This is a genomic window from Geotalea daltonii FRC-32, assembly GCF_000022265.1.
Taxonomy (GTDB): Bacteria; Desulfobacterota; Desulfuromonadia; order Geobacterales; family Geobacteraceae; genus Geotalea; species Geotalea daltonii.
Genome location: NC_011979.1, coordinates 339,636 through 364,380, shown reverse-complemented (window position 1 = coordinate 364,380; position 24,745 = coordinate 339,636). Strand labels below are relative to the sequence as shown.

General features: G+C 55.6%; 27 protein-coding genes. 10 read left to right on the top strand and 17 right to left on the bottom strand.

Annotated elements, in window-relative coordinates; genetic code table 11:
- The 5 genes from GEOB_RS01485 to GEOB_RS01465 all read right to left on the bottom strand — a co-directional run bounded on the left by GEOB_RS01485 (position 1) and on the right by GEOB_RS01465 (position 4,380).
- Positions 1-1,167 (bottom strand): 3-dehydroquinate synthase, encoded by a 1,167-nt coding sequence (locus tag GEOB_RS01485; RefSeq protein ID WP_012645402.1) that lies wholly within the window; start codon positions 1,165-1,167, stop codon positions 1-3.
- Between the two features lie 5 nt (positions 1,168-1,172).
- Positions 1,173-1,505: a c-type cytochrome gene (locus tag GEOB_RS01480; protein ID WP_012645401.1), complete on the bottom strand. Its 333-nt coding sequence runs from the start codon at positions 1,503-1,505 to the stop codon at positions 1,173-1,175.
- Between the two features lie 41 nt (positions 1,506-1,546).
- Entirely contained in the window at positions 1,547-3,004 is a 1,458-nt protein-coding gene (locus GEOB_RS01475; protein WP_012645400.1) for a PQQ-dependent sugar dehydrogenase, read from the bottom strand.
- Between the two features lie 32 nt (positions 3,005-3,036).
- Positions 3,037-3,279, bottom strand: a complete 243-nt coding sequence (locus GEOB_RS01470) for a hypothetical protein (protein WP_012645399.1) — start codon at positions 3,277-3,279, stop codon at positions 3,037-3,039.
- 210 nt (positions 3,280-3,489) lie between these two features.
- Entirely contained in the window at positions 3,490-4,380 is an 891-nt protein-coding gene (locus tag GEOB_RS01465; RefSeq protein ID WP_012645398.1) for a peptidylprolyl isomerase, read from the bottom strand.
- Positions 4,381-4,771: 391 nt separating this feature from the next.
- On the opposite strand from GEOB_RS01465, the gene otsB reads away from it, so the two are divergent.
- A complete protein-coding gene (gene otsB, locus GEOB_RS01460; RefSeq protein ID WP_012645397.1) occupies positions 4,772-5,602 on the top strand; it encodes a trehalose-phosphatase in 831 nt (276 codons plus the stop codon).
- A 24-nt stretch (positions 5,603-5,626) separates the two neighbouring features.
- Here the strand turns inward: otsB and GEOB_RS19160 are convergent, their stop codons facing one another.
- Positions 5,627-6,829, bottom strand: coding sequence for a GGDEF domain-containing protein (locus tag GEOB_RS19160; RefSeq protein ID WP_012645396.1), 1,203 nt, complete (start codon positions 6,827-6,829; stop codon positions 5,627-5,629).
- 165 nt (positions 6,830-6,994) lie between these two features.
- Here GEOB_RS19160 and GEOB_RS20030 point away from each other — a divergent pair, with 165 nt between their 5' ends.
- Positions 6,995-7,132: a hypothetical protein gene (locus GEOB_RS20030; RefSeq protein ID WP_012645395.1), complete on the top strand. Its 138-nt coding sequence runs from the start codon at positions 6,995-6,997 to the stop codon at positions 7,130-7,132.
- A 78-nt stretch (positions 7,133-7,210) separates the two neighbouring features.
- On the opposite strand, the gene GEOB_RS20025 is transcribed toward GEOB_RS20030, so the two are convergent.
- The 10 genes from GEOB_RS20025 to GEOB_RS01410 form a co-directional block, all read right to left on the bottom strand.
- Complete coding sequence (locus GEOB_RS20025) at positions 7,211-7,369, bottom strand: hypothetical protein (RefSeq protein WP_012645394.1); 159 nt, start codon at positions 7,367-7,369, stop codon at positions 7,211-7,213.
- 5 nt (positions 7,370-7,374) lie between these two features.
- On the bottom strand, positions 7,375-7,968 hold the full coding sequence (locus GEOB_RS01450) for a DUF1003 domain-containing protein (RefSeq protein ID WP_012645393.1): 594 nt from the start codon (positions 7,966-7,968) through the stop codon (positions 7,375-7,377).
- Between the two features lie 136 nt (positions 7,969-8,104).
- On the bottom strand, positions 8,105-8,431 hold the full coding sequence (locus GEOB_RS01445; protein ID WP_012645392.1) for a hypothetical protein: 327 nt from the start codon (positions 8,429-8,431) through the stop codon (positions 8,105-8,107).
- A 193-nt stretch (positions 8,432-8,624) separates the two neighbouring features.
- Entirely contained in the window at positions 8,625-9,779 is a 1,155-nt protein-coding gene (locus tag GEOB_RS01440) for a hypothetical protein (protein ID WP_012645391.1), read from the bottom strand.
- 213 nt (positions 9,780-9,992) lie between these two features.
- Positions 9,993-10,772: a DNA-formamidopyrimidine glycosylase family protein gene (locus GEOB_RS01435; RefSeq protein WP_012645390.1), complete on the bottom strand. Its 780-nt coding sequence runs from the start codon at positions 10,770-10,772 to the stop codon at positions 9,993-9,995.
- Between the two features lie 330 nt (positions 10,773-11,102).
- Positions 11,103-11,636: a DUF4142 domain-containing protein gene (locus GEOB_RS01430; protein ID WP_012645389.1), complete on the bottom strand. Its 534-nt coding sequence runs from the start codon at positions 11,634-11,636 to the stop codon at positions 11,103-11,105.
- 271 nt (positions 11,637-11,907) lie between these two features.
- Positions 11,908-12,111 (bottom strand): hypothetical protein, encoded by a 204-nt coding sequence (locus tag GEOB_RS01425; RefSeq protein WP_012645388.1) that lies wholly within the window; start codon positions 12,109-12,111, stop codon positions 11,908-11,910.
- Positions 12,112-12,316: 205 nt separating this feature from the next.
- Positions 12,317-13,084, bottom strand: a complete 768-nt coding sequence (locus GEOB_RS01420) for a tetratricopeptide repeat protein (RefSeq protein ID WP_012645387.1) — start codon at positions 13,082-13,084, stop codon at positions 12,317-12,319.
- A 31-nt stretch (positions 13,085-13,115) separates the two neighbouring features.
- Positions 13,116-14,426, bottom strand: a complete 1,311-nt coding sequence (locus tag GEOB_RS01415; RefSeq protein ID WP_012645386.1) for a permease — start codon at positions 14,424-14,426, stop codon at positions 13,116-13,118.
- A complete protein-coding gene (locus GEOB_RS01410; protein WP_012645385.1) occupies positions 14,416-16,077 on the bottom strand; it encodes an N-acyl-D-amino-acid deacylase family protein in 1,662 nt (553 codons plus the stop codon). The genes GEOB_RS01415 and GEOB_RS01410 overlap by 11 nt, the downstream gene beginning before the upstream one ends.
- A 278-nt stretch (positions 16,078-16,355) precedes the next feature.
- On the opposite strand from GEOB_RS01410, the gene galE reads away from it, so the two are divergent.
- The 7 genes from galE to GEOB_RS01375 all read left to right on the top strand — a co-directional run bounded on the left by galE (position 16,356) and on the right by GEOB_RS01375 (position 22,971).
- Positions 16,356-17,345, top strand: a complete 990-nt coding sequence (galE, locus tag GEOB_RS01405; RefSeq protein WP_012645384.1) for a UDP-glucose 4-epimerase GalE — start codon at positions 16,356-16,358, stop codon at positions 17,343-17,345.
- Positions 17,346-17,556: 211 nt separating this feature from the next.
- Entirely contained in the window at positions 17,557-18,309 is a 753-nt protein-coding gene (locus GEOB_RS01400) for an SRPBCC family protein (RefSeq protein ID WP_012645383.1), read from the top strand.
- A gap of 34 nt (positions 18,310-18,343) precedes the next feature.
- On the top strand, positions 18,344-19,537 hold the full coding sequence (locus GEOB_RS01395) for a zinc-dependent alcohol dehydrogenase (protein ID WP_012645382.1): 1,194 nt from the start codon (positions 18,344-18,346) through the stop codon (positions 19,535-19,537).
- Positions 19,538-19,584: 47 nt separating this feature from the next.
- Complete coding sequence (locus GEOB_RS01390) at positions 19,585-20,100, top strand: hemerythrin domain-containing protein (protein ID WP_012645381.1); 516 nt, start codon at positions 19,585-19,587, stop codon at positions 20,098-20,100.
- Between the two features lie 20 nt (positions 20,101-20,120).
- On the top strand, positions 20,121-21,869 hold the full coding sequence (locus GEOB_RS01385; RefSeq protein WP_012645380.1) for a DUF4382 domain-containing protein: 1,749 nt from the start codon (positions 20,121-20,123) through the stop codon (positions 21,867-21,869).
- 114 nt (positions 21,870-21,983) lie between these two features.
- Positions 21,984-22,493, top strand: coding sequence for a hemerythrin domain-containing protein (locus GEOB_RS01380; protein WP_012645379.1), 510 nt, complete (start codon positions 21,984-21,986; stop codon positions 22,491-22,493).
- A 19-nt stretch (positions 22,494-22,512) separates the two neighbouring features.
- Positions 22,513-22,971, top strand: a complete 459-nt coding sequence (locus GEOB_RS01375) for a ferritin-like domain-containing protein (RefSeq protein ID WP_230199002.1) — start codon at positions 22,513-22,515, stop codon at positions 22,969-22,971.
- Between the two features lie 76 nt (positions 22,972-23,047).
- Here the strand turns inward: GEOB_RS01375 and GEOB_RS01370 are convergent, their stop codons facing one another.
- On the bottom strand, positions 23,048-23,323 hold the full coding sequence (locus tag GEOB_RS01370; protein WP_012645377.1) for a DUF2795 domain-containing protein: 276 nt from the start codon (positions 23,321-23,323) through the stop codon (positions 23,048-23,050).
- A gap of 181 nt (positions 23,324-23,504) precedes the next feature.
- Here GEOB_RS01370 and GEOB_RS01365 point away from each other — a divergent pair, with 181 nt between their 5' ends.
- Entirely contained in the window at positions 23,505-24,728 is a 1,224-nt protein-coding gene (locus tag GEOB_RS01365; RefSeq protein ID WP_012645376.1) for a zinc-dependent alcohol dehydrogenase, read from the top strand.
- The last annotated feature ends 17 nt before the right edge of the window (positions 24,729-24,745 follow it).

The window sequence follows — 24,745 nt, the reverse complement described above, 5'->3', positions numbered from 1 at the left end:
TCATCCTTTATGGGCCATCAGCCGGTCCCTTGAACTGTGCAGGACCTCCAGGTCCATCTGGTGAAACTCAGCCCGGCAGCCGATGCCGAGCGGAAGGGTTATGCAAAGCGTTCCGCCCAGATGCTGGCGGAAACGGTCGAGAGCTCCTTCCAGATCCAGTTCCGCCAGGACCGGATGGGACAGCCTGAAGCCAAGGTCCTGGAGCAGGTGGATGATCTGATCCCGTTCCTCTTCCCTCAGGAGCCCTTTTTCTGCTGCATAGAGACAATCCAGAGCCATTCCCATGGCCACCGCCTCGCCATGGAGGATCTCCCCACCGCTTGCCTCCTCCAGTGCATGGGCAGACCAGTGGCCGAAGTCGAGGGGACGTGCCGATCCCTGCTCGAAGGGGTCTCCTGCAGCTATATGCTCCAGATGCAGTGCGGCACACCTGATAATCATTTCCTCCATCTGCTCCAGTTCAAGGGCTGCCAGCTTCTTCCTTTGTCCGGACAGCAGTTGAAAGAAACCGGCGTCTTTTATCACCGCCACCTTTACTGCCTCGGCAAGCCCTGCCCGACACTCCCGGTTGGGCAGGGTGCTGAGGAAGTTCAGATCGCTGATGACGGCAAAGGGGGGAGCGAAGGTGCCGACCCAGTTTTTCCTGCCGAAGGAGTTGTATCCGTTCTTGACGCCGATGCCTGCATCGTTCTGGGCCAGTGTCGTCGTCGGCAGCCTGACCAGCCTCAAGCCCCGATGGGCGGTGGCGGCAGCATAACCGGCCATATCAAGGAATGCTCCGCCGCCGATAGCCAGCACCACCGAATGACGACAAAGTTTGTGCTTATGGAAAAGGCGGTGCAGCCGATCCACCTGGGCCGCCCCATTTTTGCATTTCTCGCCGCCGGGAAGGACATGAAGAGGAGAAAGCAGCCTCAGCGCGTTCCTGTGGCTTGATGCGTAAGCTTGGACAGCATCGGCCAGCCCGTCATTTGCCTCGGCAACGCCACTATCGGCAATGGCAAGAACCGGGACCGGACCGGCAGCTTGGAAAACGGTCGCCAGTGCATTATTGGCAGGGGCGAAGACATTTCTGGTGAAGATCACCGGGAAGCGCCACGGCACGCTGAACTCCTGCCAGAATACCCGCTCCCGGTTTTCCTTGTGCCATGCGTCGTCCTGTCCCATTAGAATCAGTGCTTTCTCAGGGTCTGCAGATAGACTATGAGGTCGTCAAGTTTCTCGTCGGGGAGAAACTCCTTGGAAAAAGCAGGCATCGCTCCCGCTCCCAGACGGACCTGGGTCCTTATCAGAGGGCCGGGCAGAGGTTTGTTGTTCAGTGCATGGCCGACGCCGCTCTCCCCCAGGGGATGACACTTGTTGCAGTAGGTCATGAAATATCTTTCCCCTCTGACTTCCTTCTCTGTGACAAGAGTCAATGGACCGGCAACGTTTTCGCCACGCCGGGGAGTGCCGCAAGCGGACAGAAAGAGAAGCGATATGACCAGCAGTGGAATCAGCCGCATCTTGCCCCCTAACATTTCTTCAATCGACAGGCACTGTCTGACTATTTCAGTTCCCGCGTTATTCGCCACAACACTCCGGTTTTCTGCTGGGGAACGGTACCCTTTGCCGTCTCCTTAAGGATCCCGAAATCCACCACGTAAAGCGCTTCTCCCGACGGATCGAAGCGGGCGGCAACGGGGCGCTCTAATCCCTTACTGCCTTGAGCCGATGCAGGCCCTGTCGTTTTCCCCTTGTTGGCGGCGAATTCATGAATGACCCCGGTTCGTACATCCACCCGCACTACCTTGAATCCCACTGCCCCGAGAGACTTGCCGGTCGGCGGCGATTGATCCCCGAACTCGGCCACAAATGCCTCTCCCCGATGGCCGAAGTTGTCGCTACGGGAAAAGTCGAAACCATTTGCCGAAGCATGAACCGGTAGGATGGCCGCCGGATTGGGGGGATGGTTCGGGTACTCTGAGAGCAGGAGCCGCGGTTTTTCCTGGAGGAACGGTTTGAATTGGTTGCCCTCATCCAGCCGCAGTCCGGCGCTGTAGTCGGGCCAGCCATACCAGGTGCCTTGTTTCACCAGCCACAACGGGTCTCCGGCACCGAAAACCGGTCTGCTCCCCCGGTCGTCGTAGCCGTTATCCGTAACGAACAGCTCTCCATCGGGGGAAAAAGCAAGTCCGAAGGGGTTGCGGAAGCCCCAGGCAAAAAGCTCCAAATCCCCTCCCTCCGGCTTCACCCTGAGAATCGCTCCGTTGCATGGAATTCGTCCCTTTATCACCTGGCCTTTAACGGTGGTCGTGCCAAACGGAACAAAGGCCCCGGTTGCAACCTCACCTTCCCCCTTGACCACATCCTTGGTCCGGAAATTTTCGCCGGCAAGTCTGACGTCGCGACAGGCAGTATCGTGAAAATCCGGGTAACGTTTCAACCAGCCGAAGCGAAGGTTGTCCTCGCCGACGATGCCGGAGTTGGTGGCCGTGCCGATGCCGAAGTAGATCAGCCCGTCATTCCCGACGGCAGGGCCGTTGGTGTGGTGGTCACCACGGGAAGGAAGCTGGTCGGCAATTACAGCTATCTTGCCGTCATCGGTGATGCGCAGGATCCTGCCGCCATTGAGCTCCCCCCCTTCGGCAACAAAGAAGGCCCCACCGTGACGGGTAGCTCCTGTCCACGGCCCGTTTTTCCCTCCCTCGGCGATTACCTCCAGCTGCCCGTCCCTGACGCGAAGAAGCCTGGGGGTTTCCCATACCTCGCCATAGGAATATCCCGCCTCCACCACATAAATGTTCCCCTTTTCGTCAAAGGTCACTCCGGTGGGAAAGGTCAGTCCCATAGCAACTGCCTCGATGCGATAGCCGAAAGGAAGGGCAATGTCTTCAGGATCGACGGTTCTGGCATCCTCTGCCAGTTCCGTCGCCCCGCCTCCGCCGCTGGAGGGATGCATGGCGTAACAGCCGACAAGACACGCGTATAAAGCAAAGATGCAGATATATTTCATTTGGCCCATGCCGCTTCCCCATAATGTTAGACCTGCAGGCGTTATTTGAGCAGCTGCAACCGCTCAATCTCGTCCTTGCGGGCGTTGTACTCCTTGTCGTCCATTTTTCCTGCCTTATGTTCGCTCTCTATTCTCTGCTTTGCCTTATGCAGCCGATACTCATACACCCCTCCACCAGCTGCCGCGCCACCAAGTGCCCCGACAGAAGCAGTGCCGCCGGTAGTACCGCAGCCGGCCATAATAAAAAAAGAAAGGAGCGCTATTGCAGAAAGTGTGTTTTTCATGTCCGCCTCCATCAAATTAACAACCTTTTATTAATACAGTTTATTTTCTCTTTTTGTCCTGTCAATGTCACTCCTTGGTTTGTTGTTCACTGACCGTCTATTCAAGTGAAACACCGGACACAAAAAAACCCGCCAGGAGCGGGTCGATTTTGCAACACAGCAAAAATGGCCTGCACACTGGCAGGCCATTTTACGTTCATAGGGTTATGGTTATTTCCCGCTTTTCTCCTCTGCCTTCTTGCCTGGGAAAACCTGCAGCCCCCCCTCCTTGGCTACCGCGTCAAGAAATTCCCTGGCCTTTTTCTCCTCCAGCTGCGCCTTCAATGTGGAGCTGATATAATCTTTAGTCTCTTCAAATGTTGCCGTCCGCTTTTCCTGGCGTTCGTCAACCTTGATGATGTGATAACCGAAGGGGGTCTCCACCACTGGACTAACCTCCCCCGCCTTCAGGCTGAACGCCGCCTTCTCGAATTCCTCGGAGTTGGTCTTGCCGGGGGTCAGGTAACCCAGATCACCTCCGTTGGCTGCCGATTCGGTATCTTCGGAATTTTCACCGGCCAGCTTGGCAAAATCTCCCCCTTTTTTCAGCTGCTCTGCTATTTTCTCCGCCTTTGCCCTGGCTTGAGCCTTCACCTCGGCAGTCGCGTCTTTTGCCGCCGCAAAGTAGATGTGCCTGACCTTGACCCTCTCGGGAACGACGAAGTCCTTCTCGTGCTCCTGGTAATATTTTTTCAGCTCTGCGTCCGGCACTTCCACATTTGCCGTCACCACCTTGCGCAGGTATTCCTGTCCCAGGAACTGGTCGATAATGTAGCTGAGCTGCTCCTTTACCTCCGGCTTCCGTTCGAAGCCTTCTTTTCGCGCTTTGGCTGCCAGGGCTTTGGTCAGCAGGATCTGGTTGACGAGGCTTGCCTGCTCCTGCTCCCCCTGGAATTTCTGCTGCGCCTCCGGTGTCAGGTTGGCGATAACTCTTTCCAGGTCGGCCTGACGCAGAACAAAATCCCCCACTTTGCCCACCACCGGATTTACTTCTTCGGCATGGACCGTTCCTGCCAACAACATTCCGGCAACCAAAGCAAATAAATAACTTCTGACCTGCATGACTCCTCCTTTTATTGCAAAATCCTTAAGAAGTTAGCGACGGGTAATTTTTACACCACTTCACCTGCCCCATCAAGCAAAATCAGGCGATTGTAGCCATGGACAAATTTATCAGGGTAGACAATTGACACCCCACCAATATTAGCTATAGTTAACTTAACCTGTTTCCGAAAAGGTAAGCTTCGAGAGAAATCTCCTGGCGCACAAAGTCACGGGTTTATAATCTTTGATCAGATCTCCGATTTAATCTCAGGTTATCGACAGCCGGGCTACCGAAGAAACAGGTGAAAATCGCTTTTTTAAGCCGCTTACCGGGAAGCCGGTAAGCGGCTTTCTGTTAATATGCCGCGGGTGTAATCCATATGCTGACAGTTTGACAGAAGGAGCATCAATGGCTGGTAGAGGCAGTGGATTTGTTGATCAGACATCACATCAGTCTCTTCCCTCGGCGCTGGCAAATCTGCAGGAAATTCTGCAGCTCGGCAGAGGCAGGCAGTTGGTCATCTTCCTCGATTATGACGGCACCATCGCACCCATTACGCCGACCCCCGACTCTGCGCTGATCACCCCGGAGATGCACCGGGCAATGCTCAGACTGGCGGCAAAATGCACGGTGGGAGTCATCAGCGGCCGCGATTTGCCCGATGTGCGCCAACGGGTCAATATCGATTCGATCGTCTACGCCGGCAGCCACGGCTTTGAGATCGGGGGTCCGAAGGGGCTCCACGTTGAACAGCCAATCGGCATTCAGTGCCTGCCAACCCTTGACCTTACCCACCAGGAAATCTCACGGCAGTTGGCAGAAGTAAAAGGCGCCATCGTGGAGAGGAAACGGTTCGTTATAACCGTCCATTATCGGCTGGTTGCCGAACAAGAAGTGACACTTGTCGAAGCGGCGGTGGATCAGGCCATCCACCGCCATCCCCAGCTCCGGAAAACGGCGGGAAAAAAGATGTTCGAGCTGCTCCCCAACACGGACTGGAACAAGGGAAAAGCCATTCTCTCTCTGCTGGACATACTGGAGATGAATGGCCCTGAGGTGCTGCCCATATATCTTGGGGATGACACCACGGACGAAGATGCCTTTCGCGCCCTGCAGGGAACCGGTCTCGGCATTTTTGTGGGAGAAGAGGCAGTGGAATCGGCGGCAGGTTACGGTCTCAGGGATTGGGAGGAAGTAAGAGAGTTTCTTCTTGAGCTTACTCCATTTTGCCGCGTCTGAAAGACCGGACTTTCGGATAGGGCATCACGTGAGAAGTTCCAGCTGTGCTTCTGCAGAGGATGATTTATCCCAGATCCTTATGAGACTGCGGCCGGAATATTTCGCTTGGTAGAGGGCATGATCGGCTCTTTCGACCAACTGCTCGATGCAAGCATCCTCGGCACCGTCAAGTGAGGCAATTCCCATGCTCAGAGTCACTTTTATCGGGCCTTTGCGGGTGTCGATCTCGGTGCTTTCGATGGCATCCTTGATCCTGCGACCAAGATTTTGGGCTGCTGCCAGATCGGTTTCCGGCATCAGAATGGCAAATTCCTCTCCTCCATAACGGCACGGTGTGTCAGCCTTGCGCATCAGCTTATCAATGGCAGCGGCCAAGGCCTGCAACACCTGGTCACCGATGAAATGGCCGTAGGTGTCGTTTACGCGCTTGAAGTGGTCCAGGTCGATCATGATAATGGACAGGCTGTGGCGGTACCGCCGGTAACGCGCCAATTCACGTTCGGCGATGGAGAAAAAATGACGCCTGTTGTAAAGACTGGTAAGAGGATCAAGCTTTGCCATTTCTTCCGCTTCATGCCTTGATTTTTCCACATCCAGCAAAGCCTTCTTCAGATTCTCAGTCTGCTCCCTTATTTTTCGCCGCTGCAGGAAGTCCTGGCGCATGTAACGCTCTATGGAGTAAGAGGCGGACATACCGGTAATGTTAAAGGCGATAAAGAAAAATGTGTTATTCGTCAGAATCGGCAGGGGAATACTTTTAGTCCAGATGACCAAGACCTCGTAAAGAAGAAAGATTGTCCAGGACAGGACTGTCGCTGCGAGGAAAGGCAGACGGAAAAATGTGTAATAAAACATCAGGCAGAGCAGTAATCCCACGTAGTAGAGGAAGCACCCCGGCGCACCCGCTCCCAGGATCATAGCTATGATCCCGACACCTGCAACAAAACCGGCAAGGACCATCAGCGGATACATGTACTGATAACGGATTTCGGAATAGGCGAGAAAGAAGACCCCGACCAGCAGTGGACAGACTATGTAATAGCGGACGGTCCAGGCAAATTGCTCAATGTCAGGGATAATCCAATGATCGAGAATTCCGAACGAGGCATAGAGCAGAAAACCCAGCGCCAGACACACCCTGATCTGAGGCAGGTTTTTTTCGTAGTTGGCTTTCCGGAATTCTTTTTCCAGATCACGGTCTCGGAAGACCAGGGTAAATGGGCGCAAGGTAGCTCCTGTTGAAGGGGAATGAACCGTACAGATGCGGATGCAATTCATATTCCATAAAGGTAGTTGTTCCTTGACTCCCAATCCTTTTGGACTATGCTTTTTTATAACTGGTTCTAATTCTGGAGGCTGTGCGAGACAGCCGAAAACCTGAAAGGAGGCTCTATGTCCGAATTGGCCAAGGGAAGCACATACCGCTGCTCAAGAAAGGAATGTGGTGTTGAAGTACAGGTGCTGCAGGAATGCCGCAGCCAGGAAGACTGCCAACTGAGCTGCTGTGGTGAGCGGATGCAGCGAAAATAGAAACCTTCAGCAACAACCAGACATGAAAAAAGGCTGCTTTCGCCGGAAGCAGCCTTTTCTGTTAAGCTGTATTTCCCGTTAATCCTCCCCTTCATCCCCCGCTTTCTTGTCTATGTTGGGTGGTTTACCCTTTTTCCTGGGATTGAAATATATGTAGCTGAATAACACCAGCACAACGAGCAGGATGATAACAAAGATGAATCCGTAATTAAACCAGCCCCAGTCAGTTTGGTTCATGGTTCTCACCTCCCTTTTTCGGTCTTTACCTCCCGTTCTGACAGATTTTTCCCGGACGCTTGGCCCCCCACCTGTTCCATCCTGTCCAGGACCTGCTCGGGTGCCACGTCCTTTGCCAGCTCCTTCAGTTCAGGGTTCTGTGACTCCTCGATGCCCATTCTTTCCGCTACCGCAGTCACCAGAGTTATGATACGCGTCACCTCGTGCTCGGCCAAAAGGCTTATGTGCAGGCTCAGCTCTGCCCGCTTGTCGGATATGGCCTGCATTCTGTTCTGGCTGATAAGGACGAAGGTGGAAAGAAAGATTGCCTCCACCGATGCCGCCATGGCCAGTATGACGAAACTGGGATCAAAGGGATGAATGAATGGCATCCATCCTGTGTTGATAAGAATCCAGCTACCGAAAACCACAACATGCAAGTAGACGAACGGCATGCTGCCGGTGAAACGGGTGATGGCATCGGCGATCCTGTCCTCTCGTTTTTTCTCCTGCTCTTCCACCTGGCGCCGGGCAAGGAGTGCCTCGATGTTCCGGTCGACAACGGCAGCCATTTCCCCGTTTTTTGCCCCGTCGCTATGGTTCAGTCCGGTCGCCGCCATACAGCACTCCATTAAACTTTTTATCTGTCGGAGACCAAAAAGGGGGGACAGCACCGTTTGGTTTCCTGTCCCCCCCTTCATAAATTATACAAGTCTTCAGCGTAACTACAGCATCGGGTACATTCATGCTAATGAATTAATACCAACCGGACCCACCACTGCCCTTTGTGCCGCTGGTGCCGCTGTCCATGCTTCCGCCTGTGCCGCTGCCTGTTGATCCGCCGCTGCTTGAGCCGGTGGAACCACTGGTGTCTGTCGAGCCGCCGGTGCCGGTTGTGCCCCCGGTGCCGGTTGTTTCCGATCCAGTTGATCCGCCAGTCCCTGTCCCATAAGTGCTGCTCCCGGTATCGCTGCCGGTACTGCCGCCAGTGCCTCTACCTGTTTGGCAACCTGCAGTAAAAACGAGACCAGTCAGGGCGGCCAAGGCTGTCAGGGTAACGATGGATCTTCTGACTTTGTTCATATCGACTCCTCCCCATTAATAAAGTGTTTTTTAGCTTACAAAAAACTGCTCCCTGAAAGTATAAAGAAGAAGATCGGACCTGGCAACCCAAAAAGTTAAACAGAATTCATTATCTCGCCACTCATACTGATCACGCAATGAAAAAGGACCGGCAGGCAGCAGCCGGTCCTCTGTTTAATGAAAAAATAAGCGTCTATTGATATTGAACATAAAGGGGCTTCGGCTCAAGTTTGAGCAGGTCCTGTGGAGTCATCAGTGGATCCCCTTTTTTGGTGTCATTGTGGTAGAAGAGCTTGAACCCTGTATACTGAACCGGTTCGGAGATGATATAGTCCTTGTAGGAATCGCGTTTCAGCCATGGCGCCCCCCAGCCGTCCATATGCATGACTATCTGGACTTCAGGGCGCAGGGCGATCTTCTTGAAGTTGGTGACCCCGTTGCGAGTAAAGCGGTGCACCGTGAACAGCTTCGGCGGCAGGTTATATTTCTTCACCAGATCGCGGAGATAGCCGGAGGCATAATTGATGTCCTCGGCGTCATAGGTGCCGATCTTTTTGCCTGGAACCTTGCCGCTCTTGATCAGATTGAATTCCGGGTCGATTCCCAGGTGGACGTCCGGGTTCTTCAGGATCCATTCGAAGCGCGGCAATATATTACGGATATCGTCATGACCGGTCTGGATATCTATGAAGAGAACGGCATTGGCCTCTTTCGCCCAGCCATAGACCTCGTTGATAATTTTGTCGGGCATCACCATCCTGTACTTGCCTGCCTTGCCCGGTTCACCCTGGGCCACTACTGCAATCAGGTGGAGGGCTGGCTGCACCGGAGTCGACGGATCCGCCTTCTCCCAACGCGCTGCCTCTCCCTTCAGACGGCGCAGCATGTCGTCCTTCTGAAATTCTCCAAGGGCGCCCATCCGTTTGGAAAGTGGATTGCCGTAATAGGCGACGATGCGCTTCCTGGGCAGAATGGAGCCGGGCAGCGGCTCCGCACACTTGACCGGCCAGCCGCAACGCTTGGCATAGGCAGGGTCTTCACCGGCAAGGTACTTGCCCTTGGGAGATTTGGCCTCAGCCTTTGCAGAGGTATAGGTTTTGCTCGTCGCACCGGCAGCCGTTTTGGCAGCTGAGCTGGCTGTGGCAAATGCAGCTGCGGCCGGAGCAGCAACTGTCTCTGCCTGCTTTGCCGTGGTCGCTGCGGCAAAAGCCTTGGCTTGGGCAGGGGAAGATTGGCTCTCGGTACATCCAGACAGGCTGAATGTTGCGGTCATGGCAAGGAATACCAGACCGACAGGAAAGGAAGTCAGGCCTTTTCGGTTGCCGGCCAGGATCGGAATTCTTTTCATCAGTTGTTCTGCTCCTTTGACTGTGTTGAAAATGGTTGATACGCAAAAATAGCCGGGGGCCGATTCGTGTGACTTCGGCAACCCGGCTATTCCTAAGGCCTGCAGGTTTTCCGTTCATCCTTTGCGGATGGCTACTCGTTGGTCAAGCACCACACTTCTTCAACAATTTACCTGAAACCGCACAAATAAGTCAAAAATTTTCTTCGTACTATCCTATACATATAGTTTCTGCTCATCGGTATAATAGGTCGTCTTCTGGGCAATCTTCTCCTTGATGATCGGTCGTCCCGTGGGTGATGTTTTGCGGGAAGGGTTATGCACCTGTAGGAAATCCCGGATCTCACCGGCAGTGATGCCGGGATTCCTCTCCTTGATGGAGACAATGGCCCACTGCAGGACTGCCGGTATTTTTTCCGCAAGCACTTCAATGGTCTGGGGGGTCAGCTTTCCCATCAAAGACAGGGGTGAGATGCGGGCTTCCCACAAGATCTCGTCAGCATAGGCGTTGCCTATGCCGCGCATCACTTTCTGGTCGATGAGAAACGCCTTGGCCTTAGCCTTCGGAAACCTGGAAATCAGGCGTTTCAGCTCATCGACGGTTACCGCCAGGGCATCAGGTGAAGCTTCCGCCTTTTCCGGATCGAGTGCCGCCATGGCCATGGCTTTTTCATCGGTGACGACAAGGCTTGTATCGTCCTCGAAGCCGATCACCAGCTGCGGAAAAGGAACCTTGTCCGGCTTGCCGGTTATAACGAAGCCGCCGGTCAGCATCAGATGGACGTGTAATATTTTGCCGTTGCCAAGGAGAAACCGGATCTCCTTTCCCCAGCGTTCCACACCTTCTATCACCTGATCCTGCAATGATTCTGCAAGTTCCCGGGGAGAAACATTCAGGCGCAAATTTCTCCCGCACGTCACCGATCGTATCATTTTCTTCGTTACCCTCTTACCCAGGTTTTCGGCAAAAACAGTCAGATCAGGCAACTCCGGCATCTGCTACTCCTTTTTCATTTAATAAATCGAAGGCCCGCAGGAAGCGGGCCCAGTTTGCTGACGAAGTCACAATATGTAAGGCTGATCAAAAAGCCCTAAGTGCAAGGCGCCCGAAACCTGAGGAGTGAGGCGTACTTAACGGTACGCCGCAGCGACGACTGGTAAGGGCAACGCCGCAGATGGGGCTTTTTCATCAGACTCAGGCCCGCAGGAAGCGGGCCATCGTCATCATACCGGTCGTTGGTTGTTCACTATTTTTCCTGGTTGGCACTGAAAAGCCCTCTCATCCGGCCAAGCCCTCACCCAAGGAGAAGGATCCCCATCGGGTTGCTATTTGACCTTGGCGCCCACCTTCGCTGCCAGTTCCTGTGCCTGCTGCAGATGCTGTTCGAGAACCGGCAGCGTCTTTTCCGCCCACGCCTTTACCTCAGGGTCCTTCACCTTCTGGGTCGCCTTCCTGAAGTCATCCACATCATGCTTATGGTCCTTGACCATATCGGACATGTATTTCTTATCGAATTCGGCGGCGGAAGCCTTGTTCAGCTTGTCCACCATGGATCTGTGTTTGCGCTCAAGCTTGGTGGGCAGGGTAACGTTTTTCTGCTGGGCGAGGGTCTTCAATTCCTCATTGGCCTTGCCGTGATCCGTCACCATCCGCTTGCCGAAGTTTTTTACCTCCGGGTTCTGGGCCTTCGACTCTGCCAATTGACCCAGCTCAACCTCCATCATGCCCCCACTGGCCGCCTTTTTGATGAAATCCTTGTCTTTACCCGCCAAACCCTTGTCTGCAGCAAAGGCCAGCATTGTCACAGTGCTTAAAACAAAAAGACTGATCAATAAAATTATCGATACCCTTTTTTTCATGGCAGCTCCTTTCAGTTGTAGGTAACTACATCCCGTCGAATCTAATTCAGCCGTAGGCGGCCTTTACCTTCGCTCTGCCGCAGTTAGTTTCCATCCGGAAAGGGTTCTTTTCTGCCCTGGCGGCGTCAATCTGCGGGCTTACTTGTGCGACGTACCGATGTACGTCTCCGCGCAAGCCCTTGATTTCCTTGCCAGAACAAAAAATCCCCTCTTTCCGAATCGGAAACCACTAGTTTCTCATCCGGAGTTTCCGGATGGAAACTAGTTATCGCTACAGCCGGTTCTTCAACAGGTCCTTCCCCTTCTGCACCAGGTTGGCGTTCGTCTCCAGCACCTCGTTGAAATACTGGCGAGCCTCACGGTCCCCTTCCTGGTCGGCATCCCTCATATACTGGTTACATGTATCCGCCGCCTGTGAAGCATTGTAGATGACGCTGATGAGATCATAGTCCTTGTCCTTGAGCTTTTCAGCCATGATGTGCCTCCTTGCGTTGGATTAGTGCTTATTTAAAAAGAATAAAAGAGTACTCCACAATGTCAACGGCAGGGAGTACGGCAAATCCGCCTTTTTCGGGCATAGGGTAATCGTGGCCGGCGCCGTCATCATGGTCATGGATGGAATTATTTTACGCTGAGGGTTTCAGGGTCCGGTACGCGCAGGGAGGATGAAAGAGGCGTTTTCATTTTTTAGTAGTCTTTGCCGAGAGCTTTTCCAGGTAGCGCTGAGCCGTTATAGAGCCTTTGCGGGCAGCGCGATTCAGCCAGTAAGCTGCCTCGTCGTTATCTTTTTCCACTCCATCTCCCTTGGTGTACATAACCCCCAGATACACCTGGGCTTCGGTGGATTCTTGCTCTGCCGCCATGCGGAACCAGCGCACCGCCTCCCGGCGGTCCTTTTCTACCCCTTCGCCGCGGGCATATAATCCCCCCAGATAAATCTGAGCCTTGACGTAGCCCTGTTCTGCCGCCAGCCTGAACCAGTTCAGGGTTGCGGCCATGTCCTCGGCCACCCCGTCCCCCCTGGCATACATCAACCCAAGGTTGTACTGGGCTCGGGCATCCCCCTGGGCCGCCGCCCGACTGAACCAGCAGAATGCTTCCCCCAGGTCCTTGGCTACCCCTTCACCATTCAGGTAGAGAAGACCCAGATTGAATTGGGCACTGGCGTGACCGCCGTTAGCAGCACGCTGGAACCAGACTGCAGCTTCGGCAGGGTCGCGCTGCACCCCTTCGCCCTTGTAATGCATGACGCCGGCAGCAAAATCACCGGCCGAATCACCTTCCGATTGAAAGTGACGCAGTGCTCCGGCGTAATCCTTTTGCTGGTAAGAAACGAGCCCGGAATTCTGCACGCAGCCGGTAAAAAGCAGCATTGCCATCAGAAGGAGGAGAAACAGGCAGGTAGCTGTGAGATTACTGTAGGGAATCCTGTACATGTTCTTCAACATGCAAAAGTCACTCCTTATGGATTCATGATCTTCAGGCAAAAAACAGGCTGAAGAGAACCAGGAAGGTGAGCTGACAAGCCGCCACCAGCCAGCCGTTACGCAGCATGGACTTCATATCGGTTGATTCGGCAAATCCGAGGGAACTGACCATATTAGCCCCTGGGAAGACAAAATTGTGCACTCTCGTTGCCACCACCAGGGCAAGGGACCAGGCGAGCATAGAGACGGCATATTTGGCAAGCAGCGGATTGAACATCTCGTGAAGCAGCTTGAGAGTGGCCACCGTCGCGCCGCTGATGCCGAAGGCGCCGAGAAATCCGCCGGTGATGACAATGGCCGACTTGCCGCCGCTCTCCATCATCGGTTTCAGCAGTGTTGTCAGGGCAGCAAAGCCACCTGCCTTTTCCACAAAGATGATAAACGGGTCCAGGAGGAGAAAGAGTAGGAACAGCCCCACATTGCCGGCCATGCCGTGGATGATGTGCCTGAGGATTTGCTCGAACCTGAGGCCCCCGGTAAAACCGGTGATGAATGAAAGCCCCAGCATGATAACCACGACAAACGAAGTCGGCGCCTTTACCGCGATGCCATAGATGACGGCGACAACAAAGGCCACCGTAAAGGCAAGGGTAGCATGCCGGTTCTGCCGAGTCGGCTCGAAGCGCTCCAACTCCTCCGGTTGTTCATAGGGCGTCAAATGGCGAGTATTGCGCTGGATGCGCTGAATCATCAACCAGGTCACCGCGAGGGTAATGAGGGCAACCGGGCCGGAAACATAGAGCAGCATTTCCCCGTAGCCAATATTGGTCAGGCCGAGCAGCGTTATCACCGGCGGGGAAAAGGGCCCCAGGATCAGCGCCTCCTCCCCCACCGCCTGGAAAATGACCCCCACTGTGCTCCGGGACAGCCCAAGGGCTGCGGCAATGGGGAGGACGATGGGGGCGATGATGGCATTCCCCCCCGCCATGGTCCCCAGCAGACCGACAATGACGAGACAAGCAACCATGATGCCCAGCATGGCCTTCCTCTCCGTGTCCACCCCTATACTGTAGATGATGCCGTGGACGATGGTGTGGGACACTTTGGTGGCATTGAGCACCTCGCCCAGGCCCCGCCCAAGCATGATGATCAGCCCCACCAGCGCCAGAAAGGATCCCATGCTGCCGGCCAACGCCGTTCCCAGGGAAACCAGGGTCTGTTGACTGAGAATGGCCCCGATGACAACACAGATCACGGTGGCGGCCAGGATGTCCACATTGCGGAATACCAGGATAATGTAGACCAGGAGCGGCGCCAGGCCGAGCAGGCCCCAGAAAATGCCGGGTACTGTTTCAAGGGACATTAGATTCTCCTTTAGCAATGGCTTGTTCAAAACGGAAGGTGTTCTCTTTTTTAGAAGAGAGCCTGCGCAGGACCCGTCCTGGTCTTCGCCCGGTAAGCTTGCCGTCCCAGATCACCGGTTCCCCGGCCACGAAAAGATGTACGATGCCGGTGGCGTAGCGGTGGGGATCCGCGTAATCCGCCTGGTCCCTGACCGTTGCCGGATTGAAGAGGACCAGATCGGCGACATAACCCTCCCGCACCAGCCCGCGGTCGCTCAGCCCCAAGCGGGATGCCGGCAGTCCAGTCATCTTGTGGATGGCTGCCTCCAGTGACAGCAGGTTTTCATCCCGCACATAGCGCCCAAGGACGCGGGTAAAAGTACCATAGGAGCGGGGATGGGTCGCTTCACCAGAGGCATCCCCGGCATTGAGGCCATGCCCGTCGGAACCGACCATGACTGCCGGATCGGCGAGAATGGCCACCACATCTTCCTCTGCCATGGAAAAGAAGATGGCACCCACCTCCCCCTTCTCTTCCACCAATAGCCTGATCACCGCTGCGGCGCCGTTGCACCCCCAGCGGTCGGCAATCTCGGCGATAGTCTTGCCGGAGAAATGGCGGTTTTGCCCGGAGCGGCAATTACTGATCATGATTCCTGCCGCTCCCTCGCGGGCAGCCATGGCGCTGTCGATTTCAGCCGTTAGTTGAGCCCGCAGCTCGGGTGCCTGCAGCCGCAGCAAGAGGGAAGAAGCTCCTCCTTCGTGGGCCCACTGTGGGACTAGGGCCGCCAGGGTGGTAGCTGAAGCCGCATAGGGATACTGATCGGCTGCGATATCCAGGCCAGTTGCGCGTGCCGCTGCAATTTTCTTCAATATTTCTCCGGCGTGTCCCCGATTGCTCCTCCCCATGGCCTTGAGGTGGGAAATCTGCACCCGCACTCCGCTCTCCCTGCCTATGGCCATGGCTTCTTCAAGGGCCGCCGCCAGCCCTTCCCCTTCGCTGCGAATGTGGCTCGTGTACAGGGCGCCATGATCTGCCAAGGTACGGGCAAGGGCAATCAGTTCGTCCCGATCTGCATAGCTTCCCGGCGGATAAATAAGCCCGGTGGACATGCCCCATGCTCCCTGCTGCAGGGCTATTTTCAACGTTACCTGCATCTGCTCCAGCTCGCCGGGGGTCGGCGGTCGGCTTTCCATGCCCATGGCAGCTATACGCAGGGAAGCATGCCCCACCAGCGGCGCCACGTTGATCCCCATCCCCGGCCGCTCGACCGCTTCGCTCCAGGAGGCGAGGTCATTCCAGGCAATGCCGCCCGCGGGCTGGCAGAAGTCGTGCAGCGCCAGATATTCGGCCAGTTGACGCTCTCCCCCTGCAGCCACCGGGAAAAAGCTCAGCCCGCAATTACCGGTCACCTCCAGGGTTACCCCCTGAAAAGCCTTGCTTTCCACCAGCGGATATCGGAACAGGGTCATATCCGTATGGCTGTGGATGTCGATGAATCCAGGAGCCAACACGAGGCCGGCCGCATCCACTACCTTGTCTGCAGGGAGACTGGAATTTCCTCGGCCGACGGCAAGAATGCGCCCCTCTGCCATCAGAACATCGGCCGGACAGGCGGCCCCTCCGCTGCCGTCAACCAACGTTGCGCCTTTTATGAGCAGCGAATTCATCGATCCACCTCCGACAGCCTCCCTTCAAGGAGGCGAACATATCCTACGGTAAATCACAGGGAGATAAAAGGGGAAAAAAGAGTCAAGATCTTCACTTGAAATGACCAGTCACCTCTGTTACCATTAAAAACACTTTATGTTTACCGGAGTCCGACTGGAACCCGCCAGGATAGTCCGCCAATCTTTAATGAAAGAGTAAATTTTTTCTTTATCGAGCCGGTCGCCGTGTGGCATTATTTCCATCCGGCATCACACCCCTTTGCGTCAGGAGAATCCATATGCCTATCCTTGTAACAGGTGGCTGCGGCTATATCGGCAGCCATGTTGTCCGTCAGCTCAGTGAAGCGGGGCTTGAAGTAATTGTCTATGACAACCTTTCCACCGGTTCTGCCGAGGCCCTTGTCAACGGCGAAAGACTCATTGTCGGCGAACTGTCCGACGCGGAAATGTTGGAACAGGTTTTTCGCGCTCACTCACCGAAGACCGTACTTCATTTTGCCGCTGCCATCGTCGCCCCGGAGTCGGTTTCCGACCCGCTCAAATACTATGGCAACAACACCTGCAATACCATGAATCTGCTCAGAACCTGCGTTAAATTCGGTGTGGAGCGTTTTATCTTTTCCAGCACCGCGGCCGTCTATGGTCTCCCTGAAGAGGGTATTGCTTCGGAGGAGTCCCCGACAGTCCCCATCAACCCCTATGGAACTTCCAAATTAATGAGCGAATGGATGCTCAGGGACACCTCAATGGCCCATGGGCTGAAATATGTGGCGCTACGGTACTTCAACGTTGCTGGGGCTGACCCTGAAGCGCGCATGGGCCAGAGGACCCCCGACGCCACCCATTTGATCAAGGTATGCTGCCAGGCGGCCCTGGGAATGCGGCAGCAGGTCTCCATCTACGGCACCGATTACCCTACCCCCGACGGTACCGGCATTCGCGACTATATCCACGTGGAGGATCTGGCTTCCGCCCATCTGGCCGCCTTGCGCTACCTGGAAAACGGAGGGCAATCCGAAATCATCAATGTGGGCTACGGACAAGGATCAAGTGTCCGGGAGGTGGTCGAGGTGGTACGCCGCGTATCGGGAGTGGAATTCACGGCGGTGGAGTCGCCACGCCGTCCCGGCGACCCGGCCTCCCTCATTGCCAGGGCAGATTACGCCCGGAATCTCCTTAAATGGACCCCTCGCCATAATAACCTGACGCAAATCGTTACCGATGCCTGGCGCTGGGAGCAGAAACTCTTCAAAGGGAAGCTCCCGTAACTTCCAACGCCAATATCACCTTCCACTGCCCCGTCCACCTTTTTGGACGGGGTCCAATTACCTCCGCCGGGCCTTTTTCGTCCACCCCATTCCAGCAATACCTAAATAACGGCAATAGATTGCATTCTCCTAACCGTGTGTTATTAGTTTGGAATACCAAGTTAGCTAATTCTAACGGAAGCCTGAGCGTGGGGCTGATGGAGGAGACACAATGGAAGCTGCAACTGGAGCAACCCGGAGTGGCTTGGAAAGAGGGGCAAAACAGCATGGAAAGGAGCGGATCAATGTGGGCCGAAACGAGAGGACCGCATCCATGATCGGTGGGGCGGCGCTTGCCGTTTCAGGGCTGACAAAGCTGGCCCAAAAGCGGATTCTGCCGGGAATGGCACTGATGGCAGCAGGAGGGATGTTCCTCTACCGCGGCAAAACCGGCCATTGCGATCTGTTCGAGGCAATGGGCGTTGACACCGCCGGAACTGAAGACAAGGGGCTGAGCGTGGAGAAGGTGCTGACCATCAACCGCTCTCCACAGGAAGTCTATGAATTCTGGCATAACTTCGAAAACATCCCCAGATTCATGCGTCACCTGGATACCGTCCGCACTACCGGCGGCCGCACCTCCCACTGGAAGGCAAAGGGACCGGCCGGGGTAACGGTTGAATGGGATGCGGAGATACTGGAAGACTACCCGGGGCAGAGGATCAGCTGGCAATCCCTGGGTAATGCCGATATCCCCAACGAAGGGTCGGTGGAATTCATGGAAGCCCCCGGTGGACGCGGCACCGAACTGAAGGTTAATCTGTCCTATCGCCCCCCCGGTGGAGCAGCCGGAAAAATAGCGGCCAGGGTTGCCCACGGCATCAATGCCCAGGTCATCGAAGAAGACCTGAAACGCCTGAAACAGATTATGGAGACTGGAGAAACCGCCACGGCGGCCTACAGGGGAAGTGAAACCTTCCACTGATCCGGCCACCTCACACTACAGGAAAGGAGGCTCTATGAAGGCTGTTTGCTGGCACGGGAAGCACAATGTGCAGGTAGATACTGTTCCGGACCCCCAGATCCTCAACCCTCGTGATGCCATCGTCAAAGTCACCCTCTCCGGCATCTGCGGCTCAGATCTGCATCTCTATAACGGCAAGGTCCCGACCATGAAAGAAGGGGACATCCTCGGCCACGAGTTCATGGGCGAGGTTGTCGAGGTGGGCTCAGCCATTACTTCAATCAGCCGCGGCGACCGCGTCATCGTTCCCTTTCCCATAGCCTGCGGCGACTGCTGGTACTGCCAGGAGGGGCTGTGGGCCCTCTGCGACAACTCCAATCCCAATTCCTGGATGCTGGAAAAACTCTATGGAGACACCGGCGCCGGCATATTCGGCTATTCCCATCTGTACGGCGGCTATGCCGGTGGGCAAGCGGAATACGTCCGCGTTCCCTTTGCCGACACCGGTCTGGAGAAGGTCCCTGCGGAATTGGGCGACGAGAAGGTACTTTTCCTCACCGATATCCTGCCCACCGGTTACCAGGCCGCCGAAAACTGCAATATTCGGAAAGGGGACACGGTTGCCGTCTGGGGCTGCGGGCCGGTAGGGCTTCTGGCAATGAAATGCGCCTGGCACCTGGGAGCGGGCAAGGTATTCGCCATAGACCGCTTCCCCGAGCGACTGGAAATGGCCCGCATGCACTGCAAAGCTGAAACACTCAACTATGAAGAAACCGACATTACGGAAGCGCTGCACAACATGACCGGCGGGCGGGGCCCCGATTCCTGCATCGACGCCGTCGGCATGGAAGCCCAGGGAACCGGATTCGAAGCAGCCTATGACACGGTCAAACAGACCCTGCACCTGGAAAATGACCGCCCCATTGCCCTGCGCCAGTTGATCAAGGCGTGCCGCAAGGGAGGAACTATTTCTGTGCCGGGCGTATACAGCGGCTTTGTGGATAAAATGCCCATGGGTGCCATTTTCGCCAAAGGGTTGACCCTCCGCGCCGGACAGACTCACGTCCAGAAGTACCTGCGGCCGCTGATGCGACTGATTGAGACCGGGGAGATCGACTCGTCGTTTCTCATCACCCACCGCATGTCCCTGAATGATGCACCCATGGGCTACGAACTCTTCGACCGCAAGCAGGACGGCTGCGTCAAGATCGTCCTCAGGCCCCAGGGGACCAGCCAGACCGTACACTGATGGAAGCAGGGCCAACCGAGCTGTTTCAACACTTACAGGAGGCGGCCATGGCACAGCAATCTCACCAGTTCTTCGAGCTTCTCAAAAATGATCACCGCCGGGCGGAGCAGCTCATGCAGCAGATCTCTGCCGCATCCCGCGAACAAAGGCAGGAGCCTTTCATCACCCTGCGCAACGAACTGCAGGCGCACTTCCAGATCGAGGAAAAATTCTTTTACCCGAAACTGCTTCCCATTCAGGACATGAAGGCACTGGTGGAAGATGCCCTGGACGAGCATCAGGAGGCCAAAGACCTGCTTTTACAACTGGAAAAGATCGGCTTTGGGGCCGAGGATTGGCAGGAAACCTTCAGCAAGCTTGAGGATGGGATCAGACACCATCACGAGGATGAAGAGCAGGAAATTTTCCCCAAATGCACCCAGTTTCTCAAGGACCAGGATCTGACCGACATGGCCAGGAAATCGGTACAGGAAAAGGAGCATTTTCTCACACGCGCTGCCAAATCAAGTTCAGCCAGGCCAGGAGCGAGGAGGAAACCCACAAGAAAAGAAATTCACCCATAGGCATGAAAGGAGAAAACCACATGAAACAAGCACGACCCGGCTTGATGGAAGTGATTTTATTGTTCATTGCCATGACAACTCTTTTAACAGCAGGATGCGGTGGCGGTGGAGGGGGCGCAGCAGCAACACCCAGCGGTACCGCCAGCATTCATATAACCGACGCACCCGACCTGAACTACGACCATGTCTGGATTACGGTAACGGAAGCGTGGTTCCACAAGCTGGATACCGACGACCTCACCGATGCCGGATGGATCAAGTTTCCCCTGTCAACGCCAAGAACCATCGATCTTGCCGCCCTCACCGCCGGCCAGACCCAGGAGGTCTGGAGCGGACTAAACCTGCCCGCCGGCGAGTATGGACAGATCAGGGTCTTCCTGGCCCCCACCGAGGGTCCAGCCCGGGCTTCCTTACCCAGCGGGGTCACCTTCAACAACGAAGTTGACTATACCGACAGCACCGGCGCACATAAAGTACCTCTGCGCATTCCATCCCCCGGACAGGGGATCAAGGTTCTGCCGGAAACGCCGATCATCGTCGCCGGCGGCGACCTGAAGCTGGCGCTGGACTTCAACGTCGGCGAAGACGTGGTGCAGATCTTCCGCCAGGGACGGATGTCATCGGCGCAGAATCTTGCCGCCGTGCCGACCAGAGCCAAGGAATTCATTCTCAAGGCCCGTCTGAGATATTTCGACATGAACAACGCCGGTGCCATAACCGGCACATTGGTGCCTCCTGCAACTGCTTTCGGCAATTCCAGCAGTGCCTTCCGCAATATCAGCGGCGCCTTTAACAATATGAGCAGTTCCTTCAGGACCGCCTTCCAGAACTATACGGGCAAGAATTTTACCATCAAGGCCGAGCAGGTAAACCCGGCAACCTCATTGCGCCAAGCCCGGCGCGCAACGAGCATCGACAGCAGCGGCCGGTTCACCCTTTACCCGCTGCCGGTTTTCGGTACCGCCACCACAGCCACCTATGACCTGGTCATCAGAGGGCGCAACGTGGAAACAATCATCATCAATGGTGTCAAAGTCCACAAGGGTGGCAACCCGCAGCAGGCTACCGCCGTCAGTTCCCGGCCAATCAGGCTTACAACAGGAACTGAATATGCGGTAGACGTAAATGCAAAACCCGCCGGGGCTGCCATAACTTTCTACCAGACCCTGCCCACAGACCCGGTTCCCTACGAGATCCGCTTCAGGCACATCGATCCCTTCAGTGCCACCGGCAGTTTCAGCACTCCCATCGAGCTGTCCTCAGGCCCGCTCCATGTGGGAGCATTCGCCAATGGGGGACCGATCACCTTCAACCCCGTTACTCCCAACGAAGGGCTGGGCGGTTTCAGAGCCATTGCCACCGCAGAGCTGTTCAACGCCAGTCAGCTGACAAATGTCAGTTCGCTGACTCCGCTGATCGCTTTCACCCCTCTGGCCATCTCGGCACCGGCCACGGCCAGAACCATCAGCGGCAAGATCACGGTCAAGGATGCGGGGCTTGACCAGGGAATCATGCTCATTACCCACGGCGGCACCCTTGTGGACACCCTGGATCTGAGCGACAAGGTCAAGGTGGGTGATAATCCTTACACCACCGGCAACCTGCCTGGCGGAACAACCGCTGCACCGCTGCCCGGCGCCTTCTATGACCTGTTCGTCCTAGGCTGGAGCGCAGCTCAGCCGGATAACACCACCGAAACCGGAAGCGCAACCGGCGTCAACCTTAAGACCGGCAACGGCACCGCCGACATCACCATGTCAAAGCTCTAGACCTGCCGGAGGAGGGGCAGCTGCTCCTCCTCCCTACCGGCAGTGCTTTCGGCCTGATCAGCACTGACAGCCGTAGGCGTGACAATGCTCAACACCCACAAAAGGAGGCATTACATGGCCAGAAAACAGAGCTCCGAAACCGACGTTTTCCAGATCCTGCGCACTGACCACCAGGAAGTTAGCAAGCTTATGGACAAGATCAAGCAGGCCGATGGACAGCAGAAGCAGCAGCTGTTTTCCCAACTGCAGGAAGAACTCAATAACCACATGAACCAGGAAGAGAAGTTTTTCTATCCCAAACTGGAAGAAATCGAAGATCTGGCCGACCTGGTTCAGGATTCCTATGCCGATCACGATGACATCAGACAGATACTGCAGCAGATGAACGAGCAGGACTTCAACTCAGAGGAGTGGCAGGCAAACTGCGAAGCACTGGAGGATACCAAGGACGATCACGTGGATGTGGAAGAGGAAGAGATCTTCCCCCAGGCCATGGAACTGGTGGACGCTAGCGTTTTGAACCAGATCGGCGAGCAGATAGCTGCAGAAAAGGCCAAAACGGTCGAACCAGCAGCAGCCAAGGCGCCAAGGCAGCAGAAACGGCCACCCAGAGCTCATGCCTGACGAGCAGGGGGCCCAAACCATGGTAAAGGAGGTATATATGGACCGTGAAGAGATCCTCGACCAACTGGAAAAACTGATCAAGCTGGATGTGGATGCCACCCATGCCTATGACCAGGCAATCAAGAACATGGATCAATCCATCGTCCGGGACAAGCTTCTCTCATTCCAGGGAGACCATCGCCGGCACATCGATGTGCTTTCGGAAAAGATGAGAGAACTGCAGGGTACGCCACCTGACCTGACTGCCGACTTCAAGGGCTTTTTCATCAAGGGATTTACGGCACTACGCAGCATGATGGGAACCAAAGGGGCACTGCAGGCCATGGAAACCAACGAAAGGCTTACCACCTCCACCTATGAGAAATCAAGCGGCCTGGGCTGGCCAGCCGACATTGCCGCAATCGTCCGCTCAAATTGGGCCGACGAGCAGCGCCATCTCTCCTTCATCCGCGAGGCACTCTCGGGAGGCCATGTCTGATTTCGGGTGATGGAATTAAAAAAAGGGCTTGAATCCAATAGATTCAGGCCCTTTTTCTTTGCCTTGCTGGTCCCGGTCAGCCTTTTTTGCTTTGCTGGCTCTGCTGCTGTGATGATTTACTCCGGGACGAGCCTTGATGTTCCTTGCCGTATGACTTCATTACGTCAGCCATGCTGCCATATTCCCTCTCTTCGAAATTCTGGAGCTGACTGATGACTTCCCTGTCCGCATGTTCATGCTGGGCATGCTTGATCAGGTCCTGTTTGCTGGCAGGGAAGCTGATCCCTTTCAGATTCTTGGTGACATTGGCGGGAGATTGACCGCCGCCACGTCCGACATTACCTGGAGCCATAAGCGTACCTCCTTTTCGTAGATTTGTCGCAGCCTTGTCGGCTCTTAACAATTTTAACACCGTGCAAAGGCCTGACAACCGCTTTTTTCGCTGGTCATCCCGGATTCAGCGCGTTGCAATGCCCTCCACAACTGCTACACTACCAGTTAACGGGACCTAATCCAAGAAGGGAGGTACGGATATGAAAGCAGTTGTGTGGCACGGAGTGGGCGACATCCGGCTGGATGATGTCGCTGAGCCGAGGATCGAACAACAGACCGATGCCATCGTCAAGATAACTGCCAGCGCCATCTGCGGCACCGATCTCCACATGGTGCGCGGCACCATGAGCGGGATGAGGCCGGGGACCATTCTCGGCCACGAAGGGGTCGGCACGGTGGAAGAGGTCGGTACTGCCGTGCGCAACTTCAAGCCTGGCGACCGGGTTCTTATTCCATCCACCATAGCCTGCGGCTATTGCTCCTATTGCCGGGACGGCTACTATGCCCAGTGCGATAATGCCAACCCAAACGGCATGCAGGCCGGAACCAGCTTTTTCGGCGGCCCAGAAAAATCCGGCCCCGTCAACGGCCTGCAGGCGGAGAAAGCGCGGATACCCTTTGCCGGGGTAGGCCTGGTCAAAATTCCTGACGGTGTCACCGACGAGCAGGCAATCCTGGTCTCGGACATCTTTCCGACGGGATACATGGGAGCGGAACTGGCCGAGATAAAACCGGGCAACACCGTGGCAATCTTCGGCTGCGGACCCGTTGGCCAGTTCGCCATCGCCAGCGCCAAACTATTCCAGGCCGGCAGGATCTTCGCCGTTGACTGCATCCCCTCGCGGTTGGAAAAGGCACGGGAACAGGGAGCCGAGGTAATCGACTTTTCCAAGGAGGACCCGGTGCAGATGATCCGGGATATGACCGGGGGAATCGGCTGCGATCGTGCCATCGACGCCGTCGGAGTCGATGCTGAAGCGCCTCATACTGGCCCGGCAGTGAGGGAGGCGAAGGAACACGAAGAGGAATTCAGGCAGGAGGTGGCCCACGTGGCACCCCAGACCAATATCAGCGGTGACAACTGGCATCCCGGCGATGCTCCATCCATGACCCTCATCTGGGGGGTGGAGTGCCTGGCCAAGGCGGGCACCTTCTCCGTTATCGGCGTTTATCCGGAGAGTGTGACCCTTTTCCCCATCGGCATGGCCATGAACAAGAACCTCACCATCAAGATGGGCAACTGCAACCATCGCAAATATATTCCGTTCCTGCTGGACATGGTCAGAAGCGGCACGGTCGATCCGGTCAGGATACTGACCAGGAGGGAACCGCTCACCTCGGCGGTGGATGCCTATCGAGCCTTCGACATGCGCCAGTCGGGCTGGCTGAAGGTGGAGTTGCAGACACGCGAGATGACACACTGAAAAAAGCTACGGCAGTA

Coding starts and splice junctions, on each gene's coding strand:
- GEOB_RS01485 (WP_012645402.1), bottom strand. CDS start 1,167: ATGGGACAGGACGACGCATGGCACAAGGAAAACCGGGAGCGGGTATTC.
- GEOB_RS01480 (WP_012645401.1), bottom strand. CDS start 1,505: ATGCGGCTGATTCCACTGCTGGTCATATCGCTTCTCTTTCTGTCCGCT.
- GEOB_RS01475 (WP_012645400.1), bottom strand. CDS start 3,004: ATGGGCCAAATGAAATATATCTGCATCTTTGCTTTATACGCGTGTCTT.
- GEOB_RS01470 (WP_012645399.1), bottom strand. CDS start 3,279: ATGAAAAACACACTTTCTGCAATAGCGCTCCTTTCTTTTTTTATTATG.
- GEOB_RS01465 (WP_012645398.1), bottom strand. CDS start 4,380: ATGCAGGTCAGAAGTTATTTATTTGCTTTGGTTGCCGGAATGTTGTTG.
- otsB (WP_012645397.1), top strand. CDS start 4,772: ATGGCTGGTAGAGGCAGTGGATTTGTTGATCAGACATCACATCAGTCT.
- GEOB_RS20030 (WP_012645395.1), top strand. CDS start 6,995: ATGTCCGAATTGGCCAAGGGAAGCACATACCGCTGCTCAAGAAAGGAA.
- GEOB_RS20025 (WP_012645394.1), bottom strand. CDS start 7,369: ATGAACCAAACTGACTGGGGCTGGTTTAATTACGGATTCATCTTTGTT.
- GEOB_RS01450 (WP_012645393.1), bottom strand. CDS start 7,968: ATGGCGGCGACCGGACTGAACCATAGCGACGGGGCAAAAAACGGGGAA.
- GEOB_RS01445 (WP_012645392.1), bottom strand. CDS start 8,431: ATGAACAAAGTCAGAAGATCCATCGTTACCCTGACAGCCTTGGCCGCC.
- GEOB_RS01440 (WP_012645391.1), bottom strand. CDS start 9,779: ATGAAAAGAATTCCGATCCTGGCCGGCAACCGAAAAGGCCTGACTTCC.
- GEOB_RS01435 (WP_012645390.1), bottom strand. CDS start 10,772: ATGCCGGAGTTGCCTGATCTGACTGTTTTTGCCGAAAACCTGGGTAAG.
- GEOB_RS01430 (WP_012645389.1), bottom strand. CDS start 11,636: ATGAAAAAAAGGGTATCGATAATTTTATTGATCAGTCTTTTTGTTTTA.
- GEOB_RS01425 (WP_012645388.1), bottom strand. CDS start 12,111: ATGGCTGAAAAGCTCAAGGACAAGGACTATGATCTCATCAGCGTCATC.
- GEOB_RS01420 (WP_012645387.1), bottom strand. CDS start 13,084: ATGTTGAAGAACATGTACAGGATTCCCTACAGTAATCTCACAGCTACC.
- GEOB_RS01415 (WP_012645386.1), bottom strand. CDS start 14,426: ATGTCCCTTGAAACAGTACCCGGCATTTTCTGGGGCCTGCTCGGCCTG.
- GEOB_RS01410 (WP_012645385.1), bottom strand. CDS start 16,077: ATGAATTCGCTGCTCATAAAAGGCGCAACGTTGGTTGACGGCAGCGGA.
- galE (WP_012645384.1), top strand. CDS start 16,356: ATGCCTATCCTTGTAACAGGTGGCTGCGGCTATATCGGCAGCCATGTT.
- GEOB_RS01400 (WP_012645383.1), top strand. CDS start 17,557: ATGGAAGCTGCAACTGGAGCAACCCGGAGTGGCTTGGAAAGAGGGGCA.
- GEOB_RS01395 (WP_012645382.1), top strand. CDS start 18,344: ATGAAGGCTGTTTGCTGGCACGGGAAGCACAATGTGCAGGTAGATACT.
- GEOB_RS01390 (WP_012645381.1), top strand. CDS start 19,585: ATGGCACAGCAATCTCACCAGTTCTTCGAGCTTCTCAAAAATGATCAC.
- GEOB_RS01385 (WP_012645380.1), top strand. CDS start 20,121: ATGAAACAAGCACGACCCGGCTTGATGGAAGTGATTTTATTGTTCATT.
- GEOB_RS01380 (WP_012645379.1), top strand. CDS start 21,984: ATGGCCAGAAAACAGAGCTCCGAAACCGACGTTTTCCAGATCCTGCGC.
- GEOB_RS01375 (WP_230199002.1), top strand. CDS start 22,513: ATGGTAAAGGAGGTATATATGGACCGTGAAGAGATCCTCGACCAACTG.
- GEOB_RS01370 (WP_012645377.1), bottom strand. CDS start 23,323: ATGGCTCCAGGTAATGTCGGACGTGGCGGCGGTCAATCTCCCGCCAAT.
- GEOB_RS01365 (WP_012645376.1), top strand. CDS start 23,505: ATGAAAGCAGTTGTGTGGCACGGAGTGGGCGACATCCGGCTGGATGAT.